This window comes from Nocardia sp. NPDC047648 (genome assembly GCF_040642815.1).
GTDB classification, from domain to species: Bacteria; Actinomycetota; Actinomycetes; order Mycobacteriales; family Mycobacteriaceae; genus Nocardia; species Nocardia gamkensis.
This window is the reverse complement of record NZ_JBEYSX010000011.1, coordinates 18102-38870: the sequence shown is the minus strand read 5'-3', so window position 1 is coordinate 38870 and position 20769 is coordinate 18102. Positions and strand designations below refer to the sequence as shown.

Genomic DNA, 20769 nt, shown 5'->3' with positions numbered 1-20769 from the left:
CACCGGGTGAGGACGCGGCGCGCCCGGCGGCCCGCCGCGTGCCCTCGCTCCTCGAACACCGCACTCACCTGCTGTTTCCTCCGCACAGATCCGATGTCTTCGCTACCGCTCGCACACCCCGGTCACCTCGGGCCGGGAAGCTCGATCACCCCGCCTGCAGGACGAATTGCCTGGACGGCTGCGCGGACGGCGGAATACGGTCGCGCTGCAGCGCCCAGGAGGCGATGTTGTGGAACAGCGGAGCGACCGAACCGCCGCCGGAGCCGTCGGAACTGCGGACGGGCGCGTCGAGCATGAGCCCGATCACGTACCGCGGATTGTCCGCGGGGACCATGCCGGCGAACGTGATCCAGAACGACGACGTGGAGTAGCACCGGCAATTCCGGTCCACCTTCTGCGCGGTCCCGGTCTTGCCCGCCACCTGGTAGCCGGTGATGGCCGCGGGCCATCCGGTGCCGTTCTGGTTGGCGTTCATCGGGTCACGCTGCACCACCGCCTGGAACATCGTCCGCAACGTGGCGGCGGTCTGCTTGCTCACCACCCGCACGCCGTCCGGCTGGGTCTCCTCGGTCCGGGTGCCGTCCGGCGCGATCTTCGCGCGCACGATCCGGGGCGGGATGCGGACGCCGTCGTTGGCGATCGCCTGGTACATGCCGGCCATCTGCAGCGTCGTCATCGAAAGGCCCTGCCCGATCGGCAGATTCGCGAAGGTGCCGCCGGACCACTGATCGCGGTCGGGCATCAGGCCCGCGCTCTCGCCCGGCAGGCCGATGCCCGTGCGCTGGCCGAGCCCGAACCGATGCGCCATGTCGGCGAAGTGGTCCTCGCCCACGCGCTGCGCGAGCATCAGCGTGCCCACATTGGAGGACCTGCCGAAAATGCCCGTGGTCGTGTAGGGCTCGACGCCGTGCGCCCAGGCGTCGTGCACGGTGACGCCCGCCATCTGGATGGCGCCGGGCACCTGATGCACCTCGTCCGGATCGGTCAGGCCGTATTCGATGGCCGCGGCGGCGGTGACGATCTTGTTCACCGAACCCGGCTCGAACACGTCCGTCACCGACGGGTTGCTCAGCTGGGCATTGGCCCACTTCTGCGGGCCGAGGCCGGGGTTGAAGGTGTTGTCGTTGGCCATCGCCAGGACCTGCCCCGTCTTGGCGTCCAAGACGACGGCCGAAGCGGAACCCGCGCCGGACACGTCCTTGGCCTGCTGCACCTGCTGCTGCACGTAATACTGCAGATCCGAGTCCAGGGTGAGTTCGACGGCGGACCCGTTGACCGCGGGCTGCTCGTCACGCCAGCTGCCGGGGATGACCGCGCCGTCGGAACCGCGATCGTAGGTGTGCGATCCGTCCGTGCCTGCCAGCGCCGAGTCCAGCGAGGACTCGAGCCCGACCTGCCCGTGGCCGTCCCAGCCGACGGCGCCGACGACGTTCGCCGCCAGCGACCCACCGGGATACACCCGGGGGCTCTGCTGGTCGGAGCCCACTTGCGGGAACTTCTCGGTGATCTCGTCCGCGATCCGGGGATCCACGTTCTGGGCGAGGAATACGAATTGCTCGTCGCTGTTCAGCTTCGCGAGCAGGTCCGCTTCCGCGGGCGCGTCTTTGCCGAGCTTCTCGTGGATGGTGCGCGCGATGTCGCGCAACCGCTGGTCCGGATCGGGCGCCTTGTCGTTTTTGGCCTTGGCGTCCGCCAACTCCTTGCGGACGGCCACCGGCCGGAAGTGCAGGGCTTTGGCCGAGACGGTGAAGGCCAGCGCCTTGCCGTTGCGGTCGTTGATCGGACCGCGGATCGCCGGGTCGGGCTGATGGGTGGTGCGCTGGCTGGCCGCCTGGGCGGACAGTCCGGGCGCGGCGACGCTCTGCACCCACAGCAATTGCATCGTGACCACCGCGAGCGCGACGAGCATGACCACCCGGCCGACGCCGAGACGCAACCGGAGCGGACCGTCCGGGACAGCTTTGGTCGAGGGCCGCTGCCTGCCCGCGCCGCGCGGCGCCGCAGGCCCACGTCGCCGACGCGGCGCGGGCCTGGGATGCGTCACTGCGGCACTCCGTCGGGCGCCGGTTCCGGCGCGGGCGCTGCTTCCGGCTGCGGCGACGCCGCTTCCGCGGACGGCTGGGGCGCAGCGGCCTGCGGCGCCGCGGGCGGTTCGGGTTGCGGCGGGACGGCCGCCGCGGGCGACGTCGGGACCGGGCCTGCCGGCGCGGGCGCCGCGTTCACCTGAGCGTTGTTCTGCGGCCCGCTGTTCGGACGGCCCGGCATCGGGGCACCGGGCGTGGTGGTGACCGGAACCACCCGCTCCCCCTGTGGCGAGCGCGCCGAAGGCCCGGTGTTCAGCGGCGGCACCGGAGTGCCCTGGGCCGGGGTGGGCTTGCCGATCACCGTGACCGAGCCGTCCGGCCCGATCAACAGGCGGGCCGGGTCCTTGGCGGGGATCATCCCCAGCTCCCGCGCGCGCAGCGCCAGTTCCGGGGCCGAATCGGCGACCTCGACCTCGCGCTGCAGCGCCGCGCGCTCGTCGGCCAGCCGCCGATTCGTCGCCCGCGCGTCACCGAGCTGATAGCTGTCCTCGGCGGCACGGGTGGTCAGCAGCAAGGTGAGCGCGAGACCGCAGCCGAGCAGAACCAGGATGGCCGTGACGAACGGGATGCGCGCGGCCATCGCCGAGCGCCGCACGGTGGGCAGAAACGTGGTGTCCGAACCGGTTTCGGCGCGCATGCGCCGCTTCGCGTAGGCGCGCTGCGCCGCGCCGGATTTCACCCGCTCGGCATCCTGAACCCGCCGGGCGACCCGGCTCGGCGCTTCGACGGTCCGCGTCCGCACGCTCATCGATTCCCCTCCTGTGTCCTCCCGGGACGACGGACCAGCACAGCGCGCCGCTGTCTCATCCGGCCTCCGACATCGCTGCGGGACATCCGCACCCGACCGGCGCGACGCGGCGCCGGGCACTGCTCGATCACCGCGCCTCCTGGATCCGCTCGGCGGCGCGCATGCGTACCGGCGCCGCCCGCGGGTTGTCTTCGATCTCCTGCTCGGTCGCCTTCTCCGCTCCGCGGGTCAGCATCCGGAACTCCGGTCCCATGCCGGGGAGCTCGACCGGCAGGTCCACCGGTGTCCTCGACGCGGTGTGCGCGACGAACTCGTGCTTGACCACCTTGTCCTCCAGTGACTGGTAGGACATGACGACGATGCGGCCGCCCACGCGCAGCGCGGCGAGCGCGGCGGGCAGCGCGGCTCGCAACGAGTCGAGTTCCCCGTTGACCTCCACCCGCAGCGCCTGGAAGGTGCGCTTGGCGGGATGCCCGCCGGTGCGGCGTGTCGCGGCGGGGATCGTGGCGTACAGCAGCTCCACCAACTCCGCGCTGGTGCTGAACGGTTTGGTCCGGCGGCGGCGGATCACCTCGGAGGCGATCCGGCCTGCGAAGCGTTCCTCACCGTAGGTCTTCAGCACCCGGGCCAAGTCGCCGTGGCTGTAGGTGTTCAGCACGTCGGCGGCGGTGAGTCCGCTGGTCGGGTCCATCCGCATGTCCAGCGGGGCGTCCACGGAATAGGCGAAGCCGCGATCGGCCTCGTCCAGCTGCATCGAGGAGACGCCGAGGTCCATCAGGATCGCCGAGACCGAACCGGTGGCCGACAGGCCTGCCTCGGACAGTGCGTCGGCGATACCGTCATAGCGGGTGTGCACCAGCGTGATTCGATCCGCGAACGGCGCGAGCCGCTCACCGGCCAGCTTCAAGGCGGTGGTGTCGCGGTCGAGACCGACCAGGTGGATATCCGGGTAGGTGCTCAGGAAGTGCTCGGCGTGACCGCCGAGACCGAGCGTCGCGTCGACGTAGACTGCGCCGGGCTCGGACAAGGCCGGACCGAGCAGCGCGTCGGCTCGCTCGAGCAGAACCGGAACATGGCGGGGACCGCGCTGTTCACGGTTCACCTCGACCTCCCGGAGTCCTGCCTCGCGTCGTCGCGCACCGCCACACGGGTCGCCTTGATACAGAGTGCTTTCGATACGGATTACGAATGCCCCGGGGTCTCTGACCGAACTCCGGCACCTGGCGTCGGGGAAGTACGTCAGGGTCCGCGTCCGGGCAGAGACCGCGTGGCACTCGTGCGCCCGCGGCTAGAAGATTCCGCCCAGCGACTCGTCTCTGGCTTGCGAAAAGTCCTCCTCGTGCTCGGCGAGGTAGGACTCCCACGCCTGCTTGTCCCAAATCTCCAGGAAGTCGACCGAACCGATCACCACGCAATCCCTTTGCAGGTTGGCGTAGCGACGATGGTCGGCGGACAACACGATCCGGCCCTGCGCGTCCGGACGTTGCTCGTCCGTTCCGGCCGCGAGTGCCCGGACGAACGCACGGGCCTGCGGGTTGCTTCGAGACGCGGCCGCGGCACGCCGTGCGAGCGCGGTGAACTCCTCTTTCGGGTACACGGCAAGGCTGTGGTCCTGCCCCTTCGTGACCATCAACCCTCCCGCCAGATCGTCTCGAAACTTCGCAGGCAACGTGAGTCGCCCTTTGTCGTCCAAGCGAGGTGTATAGGTACCGAGAAACAACTCGATACCTCCCTAACGATCACCTCGATGGTCGGCCCTTCAGTACTGCGCGCTCCACATTACCCCACTTTCCCCCACTTTCAATCGAAACAGGCGGTGATCTGGCTCCCGACCCAGACGATTGCCCAGGTCACCCCAGCTATCACCGCCGTGGAGAACTTTCGCGAGTTCTGCCGACACGCGCCGCCCCCCGGGACAAACGCCCGAAAACACCCAGCAAACGCTCTGATGCCCCCTGCGAGGGGGCGTGGTGGGGGAAGTTTGTGGGGAGGTGTGGGGGAAGGGGGAAGTCCGGTTCGAAGATCATTCGTGCGGCGAGCGGACACACACGCGAACCGGCGACGCCGCACCATCGCGGTGCGGCGTCGCCGGTTCTGCTGAAGTTGTCAGGCTACGGGCGAGCTATTCCTGCTCGAACCGCCGCCGGAAGCGATCCTCCATGCGCTCGGAGAAACCGCCCGATTTCCGCTGCCGGCCCCGCCCGCCCGAACCGGAGGGCGCTTGACCGCCGGACCGATCGTTCTTGGCGATGTTCTTCGAGGTGCCGAGCAACAGGAGTACACCGGCGCCGAACATCACGATGAAACCGATCAGGCTGATGATCGGGAAGCCGCCAGGCTTCACGGGCGCGGCGATGCCCGCGACGAGGAGAAAGAGGCCGAGGACGAACAACGCCGCGGCCTGGAGTCTGCGACGACTCGAGGTCGAACGTAGCCGTCCGCCGCGGACGGATGAGGCGAACTTGGGATCCTCAGCATAGAGAGCGCTCTCGATCTGTTCGAGCATGCGCTGCTCGTGCTCGGAGAGTGGCACGGTACCTCCCCCGGCACTAGGACGTGGCTGTCGCCTCCGGGTAGGCGACAGATAGCCGACCTTGGCGGCCATCTGTCACCAATGATACGAGTTCGATCAGGGCCAGACCACCTTATGGGCGCAGTCGGACGTAGTCCGTCCTCAGCACGCGCACGGCCGCAGCGAAGGCGAAGGTACGCCTTATGGGCGCAGTCGGACGTAGTCCGTCCTCAGCACGCGCACGGCCGCAGCGAAGGCGAAGGTACGCCTTATGAGCGCAATCGGACGTAGTCCGTCCTCAGGCCGATAGTCAAGCGGTCATGCCGCCGGTCACTCCCGGGGCGGGCCGCAACCGGGCCGACGCCGCGAGGAGGTCTTCCACGTCATGGAGGAATGCCGCCACCCGCGAAGAGAACTCGTCCGCCTCGTGTTCGTCGACATTCCGGTCCAGGCCCGCCTCCAGTGCCGCCCGGATCTCCGACCGGGCGCTGAAGTAGTCGGCCCACATCACGAATTCCGGCGCGGCGCGCTGCATCAGCACCCACGCGTTGCGCGAGCGCGCCCGGGGGGCGGCGTCGGCGCCCGTGAGCGCGATCACCGCGCCGGCGCCGCGCAGCGCGGCGAGGTAGGCGGTGCGGAACCGCTCCCGCGGATCCCGCTCCCCCGCCGCCTGCATGAGCAACCCGTCCGCGCGCTCCAGCAATTTGCCGGCCCGGCCGGGCCGGCCCGGATGTTCCACTCGACCAGACATCGCCGTCCCTCCACCATCGCGTACCTTGGCCCGTATCCCGTACTGGAGGCGGGGTGCCCCACCGCTTTCCAGCACCACCCGGACCGAACAGGTATTCGAACGTTTGAATTGAGCTTCAATATAGAGACGCCCACCGACAAACTTCCGCGTCCGCGCGACCGACGAGAGCCATGACCGCCGTCAAGCCCAATCACACTCCCGCACCCGCCGTCATCGATCTCTCGGTGGCGGCTCTGCGCTCCCGGCTGCACGACGCGCTGGCGGTCTACGTGGCCGCCATGGACTATCCGCGCGGGACCGAGAACCATCGCGCGCCGATGTGGACCGAGCACACCACCCGCCCCGGCTGGCAGGCGGTCGCCGCGGTGCTGCCCGACGACTCCGGCCGGATCGATCTGCGCCACGCGCCGATCGTGGCGATCGCCTACGGCTATCGCGGCGCCGCCCATCAGTGGTGGCACCAGCAGGTGCACAGCGGGATGCGGCGCTCGGGCTGGCCGGAACACTCCGCGCGCGAATTGCTGTCGGACTACTTCGAGCTCACCGAGCTGCATGTGCATCCCGCCGCGCAGGGTCGCGGCATCGGCGGCACACTGCTGGAACGGCTGCTGCGCGACCGCACCGAACGCGCCGTGCTGCTGTCGACGCCCGAGGTCACCGGCGAGGACAATCGCGCATGGCGGCTGTACCGCAGGCAGGGATTCACCGACGTGGTCCGGAATTTCGTGTTCGCGGGCGACAACCGCCCGTTCGCGATCCTCGGCAGGCGGCTGCCGCTGTGAGGGTCACGTGACGGTGGTCGTCGTCGGCTCGGGCCACAACGCCTTGGTCGCCGCGTGCTATCTCGCCCGCGCCGGCCACGAGGTGGAGGTGCTCGAACGCGACGAGGTCCTCGGCGGCGCGGTGTCGACGGTCGAGCGGTTCCCCGGCCATCGGGTCGATCGCGGTTCGTCGGCGCACATCATGATCCGCCACACCGGCATCGTCGAGGAACTCGAACTCGACCGGTTCGGTCTGCGATACATCGACTGCGACCCATGGGGTTTCACGCCCGCGCACGCGGGCCGCCCCGCGATCGTGTTCCATCGCGACCTGGAAGCGACCTGCGCGTCGATCGCGGCCGCTTGCGGAGCGCGGGACGCGGACGCCTACCGCCGGTTCGTGCGGACGTGGGGTCCGCGCAGCGCCCGGGTGATGCGGGCCTTCGGCGGTGGACCGACGCCGGGACGGCTGGTGCGGTCGTTCTGGGGACTGGACGCGAAGGACGGCGGCAGCGCTCTGTCGCGGGAATTCCTGCAATCCGGCGACGCGCTGCTGGACGCCTGCTTCGAGGACGAACGGTTGAAGGCGTCGCTGGCGTGGTTCGGCGCCCAGTCCGGGCCGCCGATGTCCGAGCCGGGCACCGCGCCGATGGTGGGCTTCGCCGCGCTCATGCACACCCTTCCGCCGGGGCGCGCGGTCGGCGGCAGCGGAGCGCTGACCACAGCCCTGGTGGCGCGGCTGCGCTCCGACGGCGGGGTGGTGACCGCGGGCGACGCGGCGTCCACGCTGCGCCGCGACGGCGACCGCTGGCGGGTGCGCACCGCCGCGGGCCGAGACCTGCGCGCGGACATCGTGATCGCGGGCTGCCATGTGCTGACGACGCTGGAGCTGCTGCGCGACGGTGGCTTCGACAGCGCGGTGCTCGACGACTGGCGCAGGCGCATCCGCGTCGGCCCCGGCATCGGGATGGTGGTGCGCGCTGCCACGTCGGCGCTGCCCCGCTACCCCGGCAGCCCGATCGAGCATTCCGCCCACGGCCTGCAATTTCTGGTCTCCGACCGCGCGCAGTTGCGCCGTGCGCACGGTGCGGCGCTGGCCGGGGACCTGCCGCCGCGACCGGTCGTCCTGGCGATGAGCTTCAGCGCGCTGGACCCGACCATCGCGCCGCCCGGTGAGCATCAGTTGTCGCTGTGGGCGCAGTGGCACCCGTACCGCCTCGCCTCCGGCGCCGACTGGTCCGATCTCGCGCGGCAGGAAGGCGACCGGATCATCGCCGAAGTGGAGTCCTACGCACCCGGTTTCGCGGGGACGGTGCTGCGCGGGCATGTGCAGACGCCGATGGATCTGGAGCGCGAACTCGGGCTCGTCGGCGGCAACGTCATGCACGTGGAGATGTCGCTGGACCAGATGATGCTGTGGCGACCGCTGCCCGAGCTGGCGGGGCAGCGGGTGCCCGGCGCGCGGGGGCTGTATCTGACCGGTGCGTCCACCCATCCCGGCGGCGGCGTCTCCGGCGCGAGCGGTCGCACGGCCGCCGCCCTCGCACTGCGCGACCTGCACCGGCGCGGGCTGACCCGGTGGCTTCGACGATGACGGACTCGGGCGACCCGCCGCCTGCCCCGGTGGAACCCACCGCCACCGAGCACTCCCAGGGGCGGCCGTCCGGCTATCGCTCGGCGAGCTTTCTGCTGCCCCTCGTCCTCGTGGCGCTGACGATCGTCGCGCAGATCGGGTATCCGCTGACCACGGGCGGTGGGCGCGACCGCATCACCGTCGCGGTCGTCCTGCTGTCCACCGGCGCCGCGCTGGCGCACGCGACGGCGACCAGGGGATTGCGCTATGCCGTCGGCTTTCTGACCATCGTCTCCGGCATCGGGCTCACGGCGGAGGTGATCGGCACCGCGACCGGCATCCCGTTCGGCTGCTACGAGTACGCCACCGACCGGCTCGGACCGGCCTTGCTCGACGTGCCGCTGATCGTCCCGCTGGCCTGGACCGGCGGGATGTATCCGGTGTGGGTGGTGGCCGGGATGCTGTCGCGGCGCACGATCGCCCGGATCGGGTGGACGGCGGTCGGCGCGGTGGGCTGGGACCTGTTCCTCGATCCGCAGATGGTGGCCGACGGGCAGTGGACCTGGTGTGACATCCATTCCGGACTGCCCGGCCTCGACTGGATTCCGCTGACGAATTACCTGGGCTGGTTCGGCGTGGCGCTTCTGATGGCCGCGGTGCTCGCGGTCTGGGAGCGGGCGGCGCCGGATCCGGTGCGGACGTCGCGGTCGCACGGCCGCGCGATCGCGCTCACCGTTCCGGTGGCCTTGTTCCTGTGGACCTGGCTCGGGTCGGCGCTGGCCCACGCGGTGTTCCTCGACCTTCCCTCCTCGGCGGGATACGGCTTCGCGGGTATGGGTCTGCTGGGCGTTCCCCTGCTGGTCGCCCTGGTTCGCGCGCGCCGCTGACCCCCCGCCGCGTCCCGCGCCCGGCGCAGCGACGCGCGCTGCGACTGGCGCGTTTCATTCCGGGCGGCAGGCCTGGCACGATGTCACCCGTGCAGCCGAGTCCCGTCATCACGAAGCCCGATGCCCCGGACCTCCCGCAGCGGCGGGCCCCACGCCGCGGCGTGCGTGTCGCGTCGGTGGCCCTGCTCGCGGCGATGCTGGTGCCGATGCTCGCGGGCTGCCTGCGGGTGCAGGTCTCGATGGGGGTCTCCTCCAACGACCGGGTGTCCGGCCGGATCGTCGCCGCCGTCGTGCCCGCCGACGCCGGGGACAAGGGCCCGCAGCTGAAGGCGCCCGAGACGCTGGCGGCCAAATTGCGGGTGGAGCCGTACGCCCAAGACGGCTACACCGGCAGCCAGGTGTTCTTCGAGGACCTGTCCTTCGGTGATGTGCAGCAGCTCGGCCAGCTGTCCGAGCAGACCCAGGGCATGTTCCAGTTGCAGTTCCAGCGCACCGGCGACCTGGTCAGCCTGAGCGGGCGGGTCGATCTGAAATCGCTGCCGCCGCACGGCTCGGACGTGCAGTTGACCATCGCGTTCCCGGCCCGCGTCGCCAAGACCAACGGCAACCGCGAGGGCGACAACGTCGTCTCCTGGAAACTGCCGCCCGGCGACGTGTCCAGGCCGCAGGCCGAGGTCAGCTACGCCGACCCGAACACCCGCTCGTTCGCGGGCTGGGCGGGCATCGCGGGCGGCATCACGCTCGCGGTGGCCGCCATCGTCGCGGCGATGGCGTACATGGACCGCAACCCCGCCGCGCCCGGCGCGCCGGAAGTCGGCTTCTCCCTGAGCCGCTGGTGGCGCTCGGTGACGCAGAATCGCTGAGCGGCAGGTCGGTGCGCCGGGATAGCGTGGCCCACATGGTGAGTGCCGACCTGCCGAAGACGTTGCGCGCGAACTCGATCCTGCCGACCTTCGCCACCGCGGTGGCGGCGCTCGGCGCGGGCATCGCGCTATACAACCGCATCACCGTACCGAGGTTGACGAATGCCCCGACGACGGTGATCGAACCCGTCACCGTCTGCGTTCCCGCGCGCAACGAGGCCGACCGGCTGCCCGCCCTGATCGGTGACCTGCGCGCGCAGGTGGGTGTACCGCGTCTCGCGGTGCGCATCCTCGATGACGCGTCCACCGACGACACCGGCGCCGCCGCCCTGGCGGCGATCGGTGACGACCCGCGTTTCACCCTGCTGCGCACCGAGTCCGATCCGGTCGCCGGCTGGACCGGAAAGGCCGCCGCCTGCGTCCGGCTCGCGGAGGAGGTGTCGACGCCGGTGCTGATCTTCCTGGACGCCGACGTGCGGCTGGCCCCCACGGCGCTCGCCGCGGCGGTCGGCGCGCTGCGCACGCGCGCGGCCGCGCTGGTCTCCCCCTGGCCCCTGCAAGTGGCCGATTCCGTGGCGGAAGCCGTGGTGCAGCCACTGCTGTGCTGGTCGTGGGCCTCCACGCTGCCGATCGTCGTGGCCGACCGGAGCCCGCGGCCCGCCACGGCGGTGGCCTGCGGCCAGTTCCTCGTGTTCGACAACGCCGCCTACCGCGCGGTCGGCGGCCACACGGCCGTGGCCGGGAGCGTCACCGAGGACCTCGACATCGCCCGTACGCTGCGGCGAGCCGGTCACGCCACCGCTCTGGTGGCCGCCGGAGAGCTGGCCCGCACCAGGATGTATCGCGGCGCCGCCGACCTCGACGCGGGCTACACCCGCTGGCTCTGGTCGGCCTACGACGGCACGATCACAGGCGGAGCGGCGGTGGGACTCGTTGCGGCCCTTGCCTATTGGGTACCGCCCGCGGCCGCCGTGCTCGGCAGGGGGGCGGTCCGCCGGACGGGCGCGATCGGCTGGCTCGCCGCCGTCGCCGGGCGCCTGCTGGCCCGCTCGACCGAGACCGGCGGCCCGCTGGGACGCGCGGACGTGCCTGCCGCCTTCGCGCATCCGGTGTCGGTGGCGGCGTATCTGCTGCTGTGGGCGCGTTCGCACCGGGCCCGCCGTCGCGGCACGGCGCACTGGAAGGGGCGTTCGCTCCCAGCGGCGGCGCCGCGCCGCGACAGCTGAATCTCACGGGACCGCGGTGACTCCGACCGTCGGCAGGAAGAAGCAGGACTTGGCGCCGTTCTGCACCGTGCCGAACACCGCGGCGAGAACGGTGCCCTTGCCGGTGTCCACCGGGACCGCCCGCACCCCGCCCATGGGGAGGGCCGCGAAGAGGAAGTCCCGGATCGCCTGCTCGGCCACCGGCCGCTGGTCCGCGGGTACGGCAGCGGGGATCATCGCGCGGGCGATGTCGGCCAGCGGTCCCATGGCGGCCGTTCCGCTGCGTCCGTTGCTCAGATTGAGCCAGGCCACCTGCATTCCGGCGGTGTTCGCCCCGTCCGGCCCGAGGCCGTAGGGCACGAAGGTGAACATGGCTTGCCCGGCCTTGACGGCGCTGAGGTCCAGTCCGGGAAGCTGCACGGTGTTCTTCGGCCACGGCCCGGGTATGGCTCCGGCCACCGCGGGCGCCAGCCCGGCCGTGGTGTTGTCGAGGCAGAACGCCGACGCGCTCGGGTACGCGAACGGCTGGATACCGAGCGCGCGCAGCGCGTCGAGCGCGGTTTGATAGGCGCCGAACAGGTCACCGGGGGCGGCGATCGGCGCGGAGAGATCGGAGAACGCGGGAATCGTGGCATCCGGAGCCGCGAACGCGGCACCCGGCCCGGCAAACGCGAGGGCGACCGAACAGGTCGCGACAGCGGACAATTGGGTCAGACGACGCAAAATGATCACGAAACCTCCTCATCGGCGGAACGATCGAGGGGCACAGTACTCCGGCAAACGGCTCCAACAGCACGGATTGCGTACAGCAATTTCGCGGCGAGTCTCGTTTGCCCGAAATAGGCTTCCGCGTGGCCGACCCGCGTTCCCCAGCCTTGGCGATACCCGTATGCTGCATCGGGCCGCCGTCTTCCGGCGCTGGACGCCCGTCCGCGACGACGCGACAGGTTCACCCCGCCCCTCGGCGAAGCAGCGCACGCCTGGTTACTACAAAGACCCGATCAACTGGCGTGGACAAGGTCTACGCTCACGCTGATTACTTCTCTTGTTCCAGCCTTCCCTTGCTGGGCATCATGATTCGGCTCGCCCCTGACATCGGTTGACAGGGGGTCGGCGCCAACCATCCAGAGCGACCGAGAGACCTGGCTCGTCGACGTCGCAGCAACCCCCCGGCCACCGGGTGCGGGTGCTTCCGCCGGGACCGATGGAGGAACCGAAGTGATCATCGAGGACCCGTCATGAGTGCGTCCACCGCGCCCGCGACCGCCCCGGCGCGCGAACCGGACGCGGCCGGCACACCCCTCCCCGCGCCGGACGCCCCCGAGTACGGCACACCGCCGACCGTGGCCAAGACCCGGCACCCCTGGCGCTGGGTAGTCGGTGCCGTCGCGCTGATCCTGCTCGCCCAGTTCGTGCACGGGCTGGCCACCAACCCCGGGTGGGACTGGCCGACGTTCGCGCAGTACATCACCGCGAAGTCGGTGCTGTCGGCGTTGCGGGTCACCGTGGAGCTGACCGCATGGGGCACGGCGCTGGGCTTTCTGCTCGGCACCGCGCTCGCGGTCGCCCGGCTGTCGAACAATCCGGTGCTGCGGGTGATCTCGTGGGTCTACATCTGGGCGTTCCGTTCGATCCCGCTGATCGTGCAGCTGCTGTTCTGGTTCAACATCGCCTACCTGTACCGGACCGTCTCGATCGGCATCCCGTTCGGGCCCGCGCTGTTCACCTTCGAGGTGAACGGGGTGATCAGCGGTTTCACCGCCGCCGTGATCGGGTTGGCCCTGCATCAGGCGGCGTATTCGGCCGAGATCATCCGGGCCGGGTTCATCGCGGTGGACGCCGGTCAACTGGAAGCCGCCGCCGCGCTGGGGATCCCACGGCTGCGGCAGTTCCGCACGGTGGTGGCGCCGCAGGCCATGCGCTCGATCCTGCCGAACGCGACCAACGAGGTGATCAGCCTGTTCAAGGGCACCTCGATCGTGTCGGTGATGGCGATCGCCGAGCTGTTCTACCAGGTCCAGGTCATCTACGGGCGCAACGGGCGGGTGGTGCCGCTGCTGATGGTCGCGACGGTCTGGTACATCGTGCTCACCACCGTGCTGTCGGTGGCGCAGTACTACATCGAACGCCACTACGCCAAGGGCGCGCACCGCACGCCGCCGCCGACACCGCTGCGACGCGCGTGGCAGAAGCTGCGCGAGGTCGCCGAGGCCGGTCCCGCCGCACCGCGCGGAGCGACCCGATGAGCGCGGCCCCCGCCGTGGAGATCCGCGGCGTCCGGAAATCTTTCGGCGCGCATCCGGTGCTGCGCGGCATCGATCTCACTGTGCGCTCCGGCGAAGTGGTCACCGTGATCGGTCCGTCCGGTTCGGGCAAGTCGACCCTGCTGCGCGTGGTGAACCACCTGGAGTCGCTGGACGCGGGCATCGTGCGCATCGACGGCGAGCTGATCGGCTATCGGCTGCGCCGCGACCGCCTGCACGCGCTGCCCGACCGCGAAGTGCGCAAACAGCGCTCGCGGATCGGCTTCGTCTTCCAGCAGTTCAATCTGTTCCCCCACCTGACCGTGCTCGAGAACGTCACGCTCGCACCGCTTTCCGCGCAGCGACGCGACCGGACGGAGGTGGAGCGCGAGGCGCACCGGCTGCTGGAGCGGGTCGGCATCGGACAGTTGGCCGACGCGTATCCGCGCCGGTTGTCGGGCGGGCAGCAGCAGCGGGTGGCGATCGCGCGGGCGCTGGCGCTGCGGCCGCGCGTGATCCTGTTCGACGAACCCACCTCCGCGCTGGACCCGGAACTGGTCGGCGAGGTGCTCGACGTGATCCGCGATCTCGCGCACGGCGGCACCGCACTGGTGATCGTCACGCACGAGATCGGTTTCGCCCGTGAGGTGGCCGACACGGTGGTGTTCCTCGACGAGGGCGTCATCGTCGAGCAGGGCCCGCCCTCGGCCGTGCTCGACCATCCCGAGCACCCGCGCACCCGCGCCTTCCTTTCCCGAGTCCGCTGATGAACAGGTATCCGATGAAGTTCTCCGCCCTGGTCACCGCCGCCGCGACCGCGGTCGTGCTGCTGGCCACCGGCTGCACCGAACCCGAGGCGGACACCGCCGCGCAGCCCGCCGGTTCGATCACCTTCGACCTCTCCCCCACCCAGTCCGGTCGCGTCCGGACCGCGAAGGTCGATGCCATCGCCGCCGAAGTGCCGCAGGCGATTCGCGATCGCGGCACGCTGGTGGTGACCGGCGCGTCCGGCGCGGCACCGCCGCTGCGGTTCTACGCCACCGACGACAAGACGGTGGTCGGCTCCGAAGTCGACTTCGCCGCACTGATCGCCGACATCCTCGACCTGAAACTCGACGCGCAGGTGGCGGACTGGTCGCAGAACTTCGTCCGGGTGGACTCCGGTGAGGTGGACGCGTTCATCTCCAATGTCACCGTCACCGAGGAACGCAAGGAGAAGTACGACTTCGCGACCTACCGTAAGGACAACGTCGCGCTGGAGGTGCCGATCCAGAGCAAGCTCGAGTACACCGACCGCACGAGCCTGGCCGGCAAGCGAATCGGCGTCGGCAGCGGAACCAACCAGGAGCAGTTGCTGGTCAAGTGGAACGAGCAGAACCGGGCCGAGGGGCTGCCGCCGATCGATATCGCCTACTTCCAGCAGGTCACCGACTACTACCTGGCGCTGGCTTCGCAGCGGCTGGACGGCTACCTCGGCCCCAACCCGACCGCGATCTACCACGCGGCCACCGCGAAGCAGACCAGGATCGCGGGCACCTTCTCCGGAGCGGGCGAGGCGCTGCAAGGCGAGATCGCGGTACTCACCAAGAAGGACAGCGGGCTGATCACCGCCGTGCAGCACGCGCTGGCCTACGCCATCGAGCACGGCGCCTACCAGCAGGTGATCGACCGCTGGGGGCTGCGCAGCGAGGCGGTCACCGAATCGCGAATCAACCCACCCGGCCTGCCGAAGAAGCGCTGAGCAGATGACCGCTGAGCAGATGACGCAGCGCCGCCGCATGCCCGGCCGACCGTCGGCGACCGGTGTCGCCGACGCCTTTCCCCGCCAGGGCGAGCAGCTCGCCCACACCGAAGTATCTGGAGTCGCCTCGTGATCCGAACCCGTCACCGAATCGCCGCGCTGGCCGGCGCGCTCGCCGCGGCCACCACCGTGGCCGCCTGCGGCAGTGATTCGGCCGCGCCCGGCGGCGACGCGGGCCCGCCCCGGCCGGGCGGCACCCTGCGCTACGGCCTGTCCCAGGCGCCGACCTGCTCCGACCCGGCCCAGTCCGGCACCAACCAGACGCTGTACGTCACCCGGCAGATCGTGGATTCGCTGACCGACCAGGATCCGGCCACCGGCGAGCTGAAGCCGTGGCTGGCGCAGAGCTGGGAAGCGAGCCCCGACGCGAAGGTCTTCACCTTCCACCTCACCGACGGCGTCACCTTCAGCGACGGCACGCCGCTCACCGCCGACTCGGTGCGCAACACGTTCGATTCGGTCGTGCGGCTCGGCTCGGGCAAGGCGCCGCTGGGCAGCAGCTACCTCACCGGCTATGTCGGCACCACGGCTGTCGACCGGCTCACCGCCAGGGTCGAGTTCAGCAAGCCCAACGCCCAATTCCTGCAGGCGGCCTCGACCGCCCAGCTCGGCATCCTGGCCGACGTGACCACGGCGAAGCCCGCCGAGCAGCGCTGCCTCGGCGACAACGTCGGCAGCGGGCCCTTCACCTACACGGCCTACCGCCAGGACGCCGCGGTGACGCTGGCCAAGCGAAGCGGCTACCGCTGGGGTTCGGCGGTGTTCGCCCATCGCGGCGAGGCCTACCTGGACAAGATCGAGTTCACCGTGGTGCCCGAATCCGGCGTGCGCACCGGCAGTCTCGCCTCCGGACAGCTGGACGCGATCAGCGACGCGTTGCCGCAGGACGCGCCGCAGATCGAGGCGGCGGGCGGGCGGGTGCTCAGCACCGCCAACCCTGGTGTGCCGTTCGGCCTGCAGCCCAACGTCACACGCGGACCGCTGCGCGATCCGGCGGTGCGCCAGGCGCTGCTGCCCGCGATCGATCGCAAGCAATTGGTGGACACCGTGCTCGGCCCGCAGTTCAAGCCCGCCACCAGCTCGCTGGCGAGCACCACACCCGGCTACACCGACCTCTCGGCACGGCTGGCCTTCGACCCGGCGAAGGCGCGCACCATCCTCGACCAGGCCGGGTGGGTGCCCGGCGCGGACGGCATCCGGGCGAAGAACGGTGAGCGGTTGACGTTCTCGGTGCTCTTCAGCCAGGTGTTCGCGGGCAACCAGGCGATCCTCGAACTGGTGCAGCAGCAACTGCGGCAGGCCGGCGTCGAACTGAAGCTGGACCTGGTGTCGGTGGCGGAGACCACGGCGCGGCAGAACAGCAAGGACTTCGACACCTTCTACGGCAACACCACCCGCGCCGATGGCGACATCCTGCGCACCTCCTTCGGTCTCGACGGGCGCAACCTCAATGCGCGCGGCCCCATCCCGCCGTTGGACGACGCGCTGAACGGGCAGGTCGCCACCGTGGACACCACGGTGCGCAACGGGCTCATCCACACCGCGCAGCAGCAGGTGCTCGAGGCGGGCCTGCTGATCCCGACGGTCGAGCTGTCCCAGGCGATCGGAGCGGCGGCGAACACCCAGGACCTGAAGTTCGAAGCCTCGGCGCGATTGCAGTTCTTCGACACCTGGCTGAGCGGGCGATAGTCATGGCGCGCTATCTGGCCCTGCGGGTGCTGCAGGCGATCTGGGTGCTGTGGGCGGCGTTCACGCTGTCGTTCGTGGTGCTGTACCTGCTGCCCGCAGACCCGGTCTCGATCGCGGCCGATGCGGGCGGGTCGGGCACCCCGGTGGACAAGGCCGCCATCGCCGAGTTGCAGGCCCGCTACGGTCTGGATCGGCCGCTGTGGGAACAGTATTGGACCGCGCTCGGGCACGCCGTGACCGGCGATCTGGGGCATTCCATCGCCACCGGGCAGCCGGTCACCGGCGCGATCGGTGACGCGCTGCCCGCCACGCTCGCGTTGACCGGCGCCGCCCTGCTCTTCGCGGTCAGCGGTGGCGTCGCGCTGGCGTTCGCGGCGACTCACAGCCGTCGGCCGTGGCTGCGCAACGCCTTGGCCGCGCTGCCGTCGCTGGGCGTCTCGGTGCCGACCTTCTGGACCGGACTGCTCCTGCTGCAGGTGTTCTCGTTCCAGTTGCGGCTGGCGCCCGCGTTCGGCGGGCACGGTTTCGCGGGCACGGTGCTGCCCGCGCTCACCCTGGCGCTGCCGATCGGCGCGGTCATCGCGCAGGTGCTCACCGCCGGGCTGGAGACGACCTGGCGTCAGCCGTTCGTCGACGTGGCCCTGGCCAGGGGCGGATCGCGCTGGTGGGTGCAGCGCACGCACGTGCTGCGCCCGGCCAGTGTGCCCGCGTTCACCATCGCGGGGGTGCTGGTGGGCAACATGCTCGCCGGATCGGTGGTGGTGGAGACGGTCTTCGCCCGGCAGGGCGTCGGGCGGCTGACCCAGACGGCGGTGCTGGCGCAGGACATCCCTGTGGTGCAGGGCATCGTGCTGCTCACCTCGGCGGTGTTCGTGAGCGTGAATCTCGCGGTGGACCTGCTGTATCCGCTGCTCGACCCGCGCATCGCCGCCCGCTCCCGCGCCGTGGGCGGCGAATCCGAGCGGACCGCCGTCGACGCCGCCGAGGAGGCGATCATCCGTGCCTGACGCCGCTTCCGTCATTCGTACCGCCGCCGGAGTCGCGCTCGGCGCGCCGCCGGCCGAGGAGGTGAGGACTCGTGGTTGACGTCATCGAGGAACGGCGCGCAGCCGTGCTACCCGGCCTGCGGCGCCCGGCCGTGCGCTGGAAGAGGCTGCGCGGCAATGCCGGACTGCTGATCGCGGGCGCTGTCGCGCTACTCGCCGTGGGCTGGGCGGTGGCGCCGTCGGTCTTCGCGGGCGGCGACCCGCTGACCGGCGTGCCCGCGCAGAAGTTCCAGGGCCCCAGCGCCGAACACTGGTTCGGCACCGACAATCTCGGACGCGACCTCTACACCCGGATGGTGCACGGCGCCGGGCTCTCGTTGACCGCCACACTGGCCGCCGTCGGCCTCGCGCTCGTCGCCGGGTCGCTGCTCGGGCTGTTGTCGGGCGCGATCGGCGGCGTAGTCGACGCCGTGGTCATGCGTTCGGTCGATGTGCTGCTGTCGGTGCCCGCGCTGCTGCTGTCGCTCGCATTGGTCACCGCGCTCGGCTTCGGCACCGGCAATGTGGCGATCGCGGTGGGCGTCTCGCTGGTGGCCAATTTCGCGCGCGTGATGCGATCGGAAGTGCTGCGGGTCCGGCAAGCGGTGTACGTGGAGGCGGCCCACGCCGCGGGGGTGCGCTGGTACACGGTGCTGGCCAGGCACGTGCTGCCCAATGCCTACCAACCCGTACTCGCCTTGGCCGCAGTCGAATTCGGCATGGCGGTGCTGGCGGTGTCGGCGCTGAGCTTCCTCGGATACGGCGCGAAGCCGCCCACCCCCGAATGGGGCACGCTGATCTCGGAGGGCCGCAACTACCTGGCGACCGCGTGGTGGATGACCACCCTGCCCGGGTTCGTCATCATCGCCGTCGTGCTCGCCGCACAGCGCCTCGGACGCGCGATCGGGAAGGGAGAAGATTCGTGAGCGCCCCGGCATCTGCGCTGCTGCACGTCCAGGACCTGCGGGTTCGGTACCGGTCGGGAACCGGCGCGGCCACCGCGCTGAACGGGGTGTCGCTCACGGTGGCCCGCGGCGAGGTGGTGGCGCTGGTCGGCGAATCCGGCTCCGGCAAGTCCACCCTCGCCCACGCCGTGATCGGCCTGCTCGGGCCGAACGCCGAGATGACCGGGGGCACTGTGACCTTCGACGGCGCCGTGGTCGACACCGGCTCCGAACGCGCGCTGCGGCGGCTGCGCGGAGCTCGCATCGGGTTCGTCCCCCAGGACCCCGGGCTTTCGCTGAACCCCGTGCGGCGCGTGGGTGATCAGGTGGCCGAAGCACTACTGGTGCACGGGCCGACCGACCGCAAGGCGGCGCGGGCGCGGGCGATCGAACTGCTGGCCGACGCGGGATTGGATCGGCCGGAACTGCGGGCCGGTCAGTACCCGCACGAGCTGTCCGGCGGGCAGCGCCAGCGGGTGCTGATCGCCGCGGCGCTGGCCTGCGCACCGGACCTGGTCATCGCCGACGAGCCGACCAGCGCGCTCGACGTGACCGTCGCGCGCCGGGTGCTGGACCGGCTCGCCGAGCAGATCGCGGCGCGCGGCACGGCGGTGCTGCTGATCACCCACGATCTGGCCGTCGCCGCCGAACGCGCCGATCGGCTCGTCGTGCTCAACGGCGGCGAGGTGGTGGAGAGCGGCCCGACCGCCGAATTGCTGGCCACACCGCGCCACCCGTACACCAAGCGCCTGCTCGCCGCCTCGCCCAGCCTCGCTCCGGCGGGCGGCTACCGCGAGCCCAAGCCGCGCGACGGTAAGCCGCTGCTGGTCTTGCGCGAAGTGCACAAGACCTTCCGGGCGCAGGGGGGCGACAGCGTGACCGCGGTGGCCGGGGTCGGCTTCGAACTGGGCCGCGGCGAGACCCTCTCGCTGGTCGGCGAATCCGGGTCGGGCAAGTCCACCACCGCGCGGATCGCGTTGCGGCTCACCGAACCCGATCGGGGCGAGGTCACCTTCGACGGGCAGCCGCTGTCGAAGGCACGCGGGTCGCGGCTGCGCGCGCTGCGCAAACGCTTCCAGGTGGTGTACCAGAACCCTTACGCCTCGTTGGATCCGCGCTGGCGGGTGGGCTCGATCATCGAAGAACCCCTGCGCGCGTTCGGAGTCGGCACTCGCGCGCAGCGGCAAAACCGGGTGGCGGAGTTGCTGACGCAAGTCGCGCTACCGTCCGGGTTCGCCCAGCGCAAGCCTGCCGAGCTGTCCGGCGGCCAGCGTCAGCGCGTCGCCATCGCCAGGGCGCTGGCGCTGCATCCCGAGCTGCTGGTGCTCGACGAACCGGTCTCCGCGCTGGACGCCTCGGTGCAGGCGCAGATCCTCGAACTGCTGGACGGCCTGCAGGCCGAACTGGCGCTGAGCTACCTGTTCATCTCGCACGATCTGGCGGTGGTCCGCCGCATCAGCGACCACGTCGCGGTCTTGCGGCGCGGCCGCATCGTCGAATCCGGCCGCACCGCGGAGATCTTCGGCAACCCGCGGCACGAGTACACCCGCGAGCTCTTGTCGGCCATCCCGGCGCCGGCAATCCCGAAAGGCGTGTCGTAATGCCCCGTCCGACCTACCGCCCCAGCCGGGTACCGAACCGGCAGCAGCGCTGGGCCCCGTGCCGCAGCCGCCCGGAACCAGC

General features: G+C 70.8%; 20 protein-coding genes and 1 riboswitch. Of the genes, 13 read left to right on the top strand and 7 right to left on the bottom strand.

The genetic code is table 11. The annotated features are described in order from the left end of the window. Nucleotides 1-145: 145 nt before the first annotated feature. The 6 genes from ABZ803_RS22565 to ABZ803_RS22540 all read right to left on the bottom strand — a co-directional run bounded on the left by ABZ803_RS22565 (nt 146) and on the right by ABZ803_RS22540 (nt 6095). The gene (locus tag ABZ803_RS22565; protein WP_357041987.1) at nt 146-1909 is read right to left on the bottom strand and encodes a penicillin-binding protein 2; all 1764 of its coding nucleotides are present in this window, start codon (nt 1907-1909) and stop codon (nt 146-148) included. 131 nt (nt 1910-2040) lie between these two features. After that, entirely contained in the window at nt 2041-2832 is a 792-nt protein-coding gene (locus ABZ803_RS22560) for a hypothetical protein (RefSeq protein WP_357041437.1), read from the bottom strand. A 127-nt stretch (nt 2833-2959) separates the two neighbouring features. Continuing rightward, the gene (gene rsmH / locus ABZ803_RS22555) at nt 2960-3934 is read right to left on the bottom strand and encodes a 16S rRNA (cytosine(1402)-N(4))-methyltransferase RsmH (protein WP_357041435.1); all 975 of its coding nucleotides are present in this window, start codon (nt 3932-3934) and stop codon (nt 2960-2962) included. Between the two features lie 186 nt (nt 3935-4120). Continuing rightward, the gene (mraZ, locus tag ABZ803_RS22550; RefSeq protein WP_039797118.1) at nt 4121-4552 is read right to left on the bottom strand and encodes a division/cell wall cluster transcriptional repressor MraZ; all 432 of its coding nucleotides are present in this window, start codon (nt 4550-4552) and stop codon (nt 4121-4123) included. 402 nt (nt 4553-4954) lie between these two features. Next, nucleotides 4955-5365 carry a DUF3040 domain-containing protein gene (locus ABZ803_RS22545; protein ID WP_357041984.1) on the bottom strand — a complete coding sequence of 137 codons (411 nt, stop codon included), beginning with the start codon at nt 5363-5365 and terminating at the stop codon, nt 4955-4957. Nucleotides 5366-5654: 289 nt separating this feature from the next. Beyond that, on the bottom strand, nt 5655-6095 hold the full coding sequence (locus ABZ803_RS22540) for an SAV_6107 family HEPN domain-containing protein (RefSeq protein WP_039797092.1): 441 nt from the start codon (nt 6093-6095) through the stop codon (nt 5655-5657). A 170-nt stretch (nt 6096-6265) separates the two neighbouring features. Here ABZ803_RS22540 and ABZ803_RS22535 point away from each other — a divergent pair, with 170 nt between their 5' ends. The 5 genes from ABZ803_RS22535 to ABZ803_RS22515 all read left to right on the top strand — a co-directional run bounded on the left by ABZ803_RS22535 (nt 6266) and on the right by ABZ803_RS22515 (nt 11405). Next, complete coding sequence (locus ABZ803_RS22535; RefSeq protein ID WP_062977533.1) at nt 6266-6877, top strand: GNAT family N-acetyltransferase; 612 nt, start codon at nt 6266-6268, stop codon at nt 6875-6877. 7 nt (nt 6878-6884) lie between these two features. After that, nucleotides 6885-8450, top strand: a complete 1566-nt coding sequence (locus tag ABZ803_RS22530) for an NAD(P)/FAD-dependent oxidoreductase (RefSeq protein WP_357041430.1) — start codon at nt 6885-6887, stop codon at nt 8448-8450. Continuing rightward, the gene (locus ABZ803_RS22525) at nt 8447-9316 is read left to right on the top strand and encodes a carotenoid biosynthesis protein (protein WP_357041427.1); all 870 of its coding nucleotides are present in this window, start codon (nt 8447-8449) and stop codon (nt 9314-9316) included. Before ABZ803_RS22530 ends, ABZ803_RS22525 begins: the two co-directional genes overlap by 4 nt. Before the next feature lie 194 nt (nt 9317-9510). Continuing rightward, a complete protein-coding gene (locus ABZ803_RS22520) occupies nt 9511-10179 on the top strand; it encodes a DUF3153 domain-containing protein (RefSeq protein ID WP_157114385.1) in 669 nt (222 codons plus the stop codon). Between the two features lie 35 nt (nt 10180-10214). After that, nucleotides 10215-11405 (top strand): glycosyltransferase family A protein, encoded by a 1191-nt coding sequence (locus ABZ803_RS22515; RefSeq protein ID WP_357041425.1) that lies wholly within the window; start codon nt 10215-10217, stop codon nt 11403-11405. A 3-nt stretch (nt 11406-11408) separates the two neighbouring features. On the opposite strand, the gene ABZ803_RS22510 is transcribed toward ABZ803_RS22515, so the two are convergent. Then, entirely contained in the window at nt 11409-12116 is a 708-nt protein-coding gene (locus tag ABZ803_RS22510; RefSeq protein WP_357041422.1) for a hypothetical protein, read from the bottom strand. A gap of 385 nt (nt 12117-12501) precedes the next feature. Further along, nucleotides 12502-12595: riboswitch (SAM riboswitch) on the top strand. Nucleotides 12596-12622: 27 nt separating this feature from the next. On the opposite strand from ABZ803_RS22510, the gene ABZ803_RS22505 reads away from it, so the two are divergent. From ABZ803_RS22505 to ABZ803_RS22470, 8 genes are all read left to right on the top strand, one after another. Further along, complete coding sequence (locus tag ABZ803_RS22505) at nt 12623-13630, top strand: amino acid ABC transporter permease (RefSeq protein WP_357041419.1); 1008 nt, start codon at nt 12623-12625, stop codon at nt 13628-13630. Further along, the gene (locus tag ABZ803_RS22500) at nt 13627-14394 is read left to right on the top strand and encodes an amino acid ABC transporter ATP-binding protein (RefSeq protein ID WP_357041416.1); all 768 of its coding nucleotides are present in this window, start codon (nt 13627-13629) and stop codon (nt 14392-14394) included. The genes ABZ803_RS22505 and ABZ803_RS22500 overlap by 4 nt, the downstream gene beginning before the upstream one ends. Then, nucleotides 14394-15368 (top strand): ABC transporter substrate-binding protein, encoded by a 975-nt coding sequence (locus tag ABZ803_RS22495; protein ID WP_357041413.1) that lies wholly within the window; start codon nt 14394-14396, stop codon nt 15366-15368. Before ABZ803_RS22500 ends, ABZ803_RS22495 begins: the two co-directional genes overlap by 1 nt. A 4-nt stretch (nt 15369-15372) precedes the next feature. After that, nucleotides 15373-15501: a hypothetical protein gene (locus ABZ803_RS22490; protein WP_357041410.1), complete on the top strand. Its 129-nt coding sequence runs from the start codon at nt 15373-15375 to the stop codon at nt 15499-15501. Next, on the top strand, nt 15498-17117 hold the full coding sequence (locus ABZ803_RS22485; RefSeq protein ID WP_357041407.1) for an ABC transporter substrate-binding protein: 1620 nt from the start codon (nt 15498-15500) through the stop codon (nt 17115-17117). Before ABZ803_RS22490 ends, ABZ803_RS22485 begins: the two co-directional genes overlap by 4 nt. A 2-nt stretch (nt 17118-17119) precedes the next feature. Further along, nucleotides 17120-18124 carry an ABC transporter permease gene (locus ABZ803_RS22480; RefSeq protein WP_357041404.1) on the top strand — a complete coding sequence of 335 codons (1005 nt, stop codon included), beginning with the start codon at nt 17120-17122 and terminating at the stop codon, nt 18122-18124. A gap of 104 nt (nt 18125-18228) precedes the next feature. Further along, the gene (locus tag ABZ803_RS22475; protein ID WP_357041980.1) at nt 18229-19068 is read left to right on the top strand and encodes an ABC transporter permease; all 840 of its coding nucleotides are present in this window, start codon (nt 18229-18231) and stop codon (nt 19066-19068) included. Continuing rightward, nucleotides 19065-20687, top strand: coding sequence for an ABC transporter ATP-binding protein (locus ABZ803_RS22470; RefSeq protein ID WP_357041401.1), 1623 nt, complete (start codon nt 19065-19067; stop codon nt 20685-20687). The genes ABZ803_RS22475 and ABZ803_RS22470 overlap by 4 nt, the downstream gene beginning before the upstream one ends. Nucleotides 20688-20769 lie beyond the last annotated feature (82 nt).

Excerpts from the sequence above, each read along its gene's own strand:
- ABZ803_RS22565 (WP_357041987.1), bottom strand. The coding sequence starts at position 1,909 with ATGCTCGTCGCGCTCGCGGTGGTCACGATGCAATTGCTGTGGGTGCAG.
- ABZ803_RS22560 (WP_357041437.1), bottom strand. The coding sequence starts at position 2,832 with ATGAGCGTGCGGACGCGGACCGTCGAAGCGCCGAGCCGGGTCGCCCGG.
- ABZ803_RS22540 (WP_039797092.1), bottom strand. The coding sequence starts at position 6,095 with ATGTCTGGTCGAGTGGAACATCCGGGCCGGCCCGGCCGGGCCGGCAAA.
- ABZ803_RS22535 (WP_062977533.1), top strand. The coding sequence starts at position 6,266 with ATGACCGCCGTCAAGCCCAATCACACTCCCGCACCCGCCGTCATCGAT.
- ABZ803_RS22525 (WP_357041427.1), top strand. The coding sequence starts at position 8,447 with ATGACGGACTCGGGCGACCCGCCGCCTGCCCCGGTGGAACCCACCGCC.
- ABZ803_RS22520 (WP_157114385.1), top strand. The coding sequence starts at position 9,511 with ATGCTGGTGCCGATGCTCGCGGGCTGCCTGCGGGTGCAGGTCTCGATG.
- ABZ803_RS22515 (WP_357041425.1), top strand. The coding sequence starts at position 10,215 with ATGGTGAGTGCCGACCTGCCGAAGACGTTGCGCGCGAACTCGATCCTG.
- ABZ803_RS22505 (WP_357041419.1), top strand. The coding sequence starts at position 12,623 with ATGAGTGCGTCCACCGCGCCCGCGACCGCCCCGGCGCGCGAACCGGAC.
- ABZ803_RS22500 (WP_357041416.1), top strand. The coding sequence starts at position 13,627 with ATGAGCGCGGCCCCCGCCGTGGAGATCCGCGGCGTCCGGAAATCTTTC.
- ABZ803_RS22495 (WP_357041413.1), top strand. The coding sequence starts at position 14,394 with ATGAACAGGTATCCGATGAAGTTCTCCGCCCTGGTCACCGCCGCCGCG.
- ABZ803_RS22490 (WP_357041410.1), top strand. The coding sequence starts at position 15,373 with ATGACCGCTGAGCAGATGACGCAGCGCCGCCGCATGCCCGGCCGACCG.
- ABZ803_RS22480 (WP_357041404.1), top strand. The coding sequence starts at position 17,120 with ATGGCGCGCTATCTGGCCCTGCGGGTGCTGCAGGCGATCTGGGTGCTG.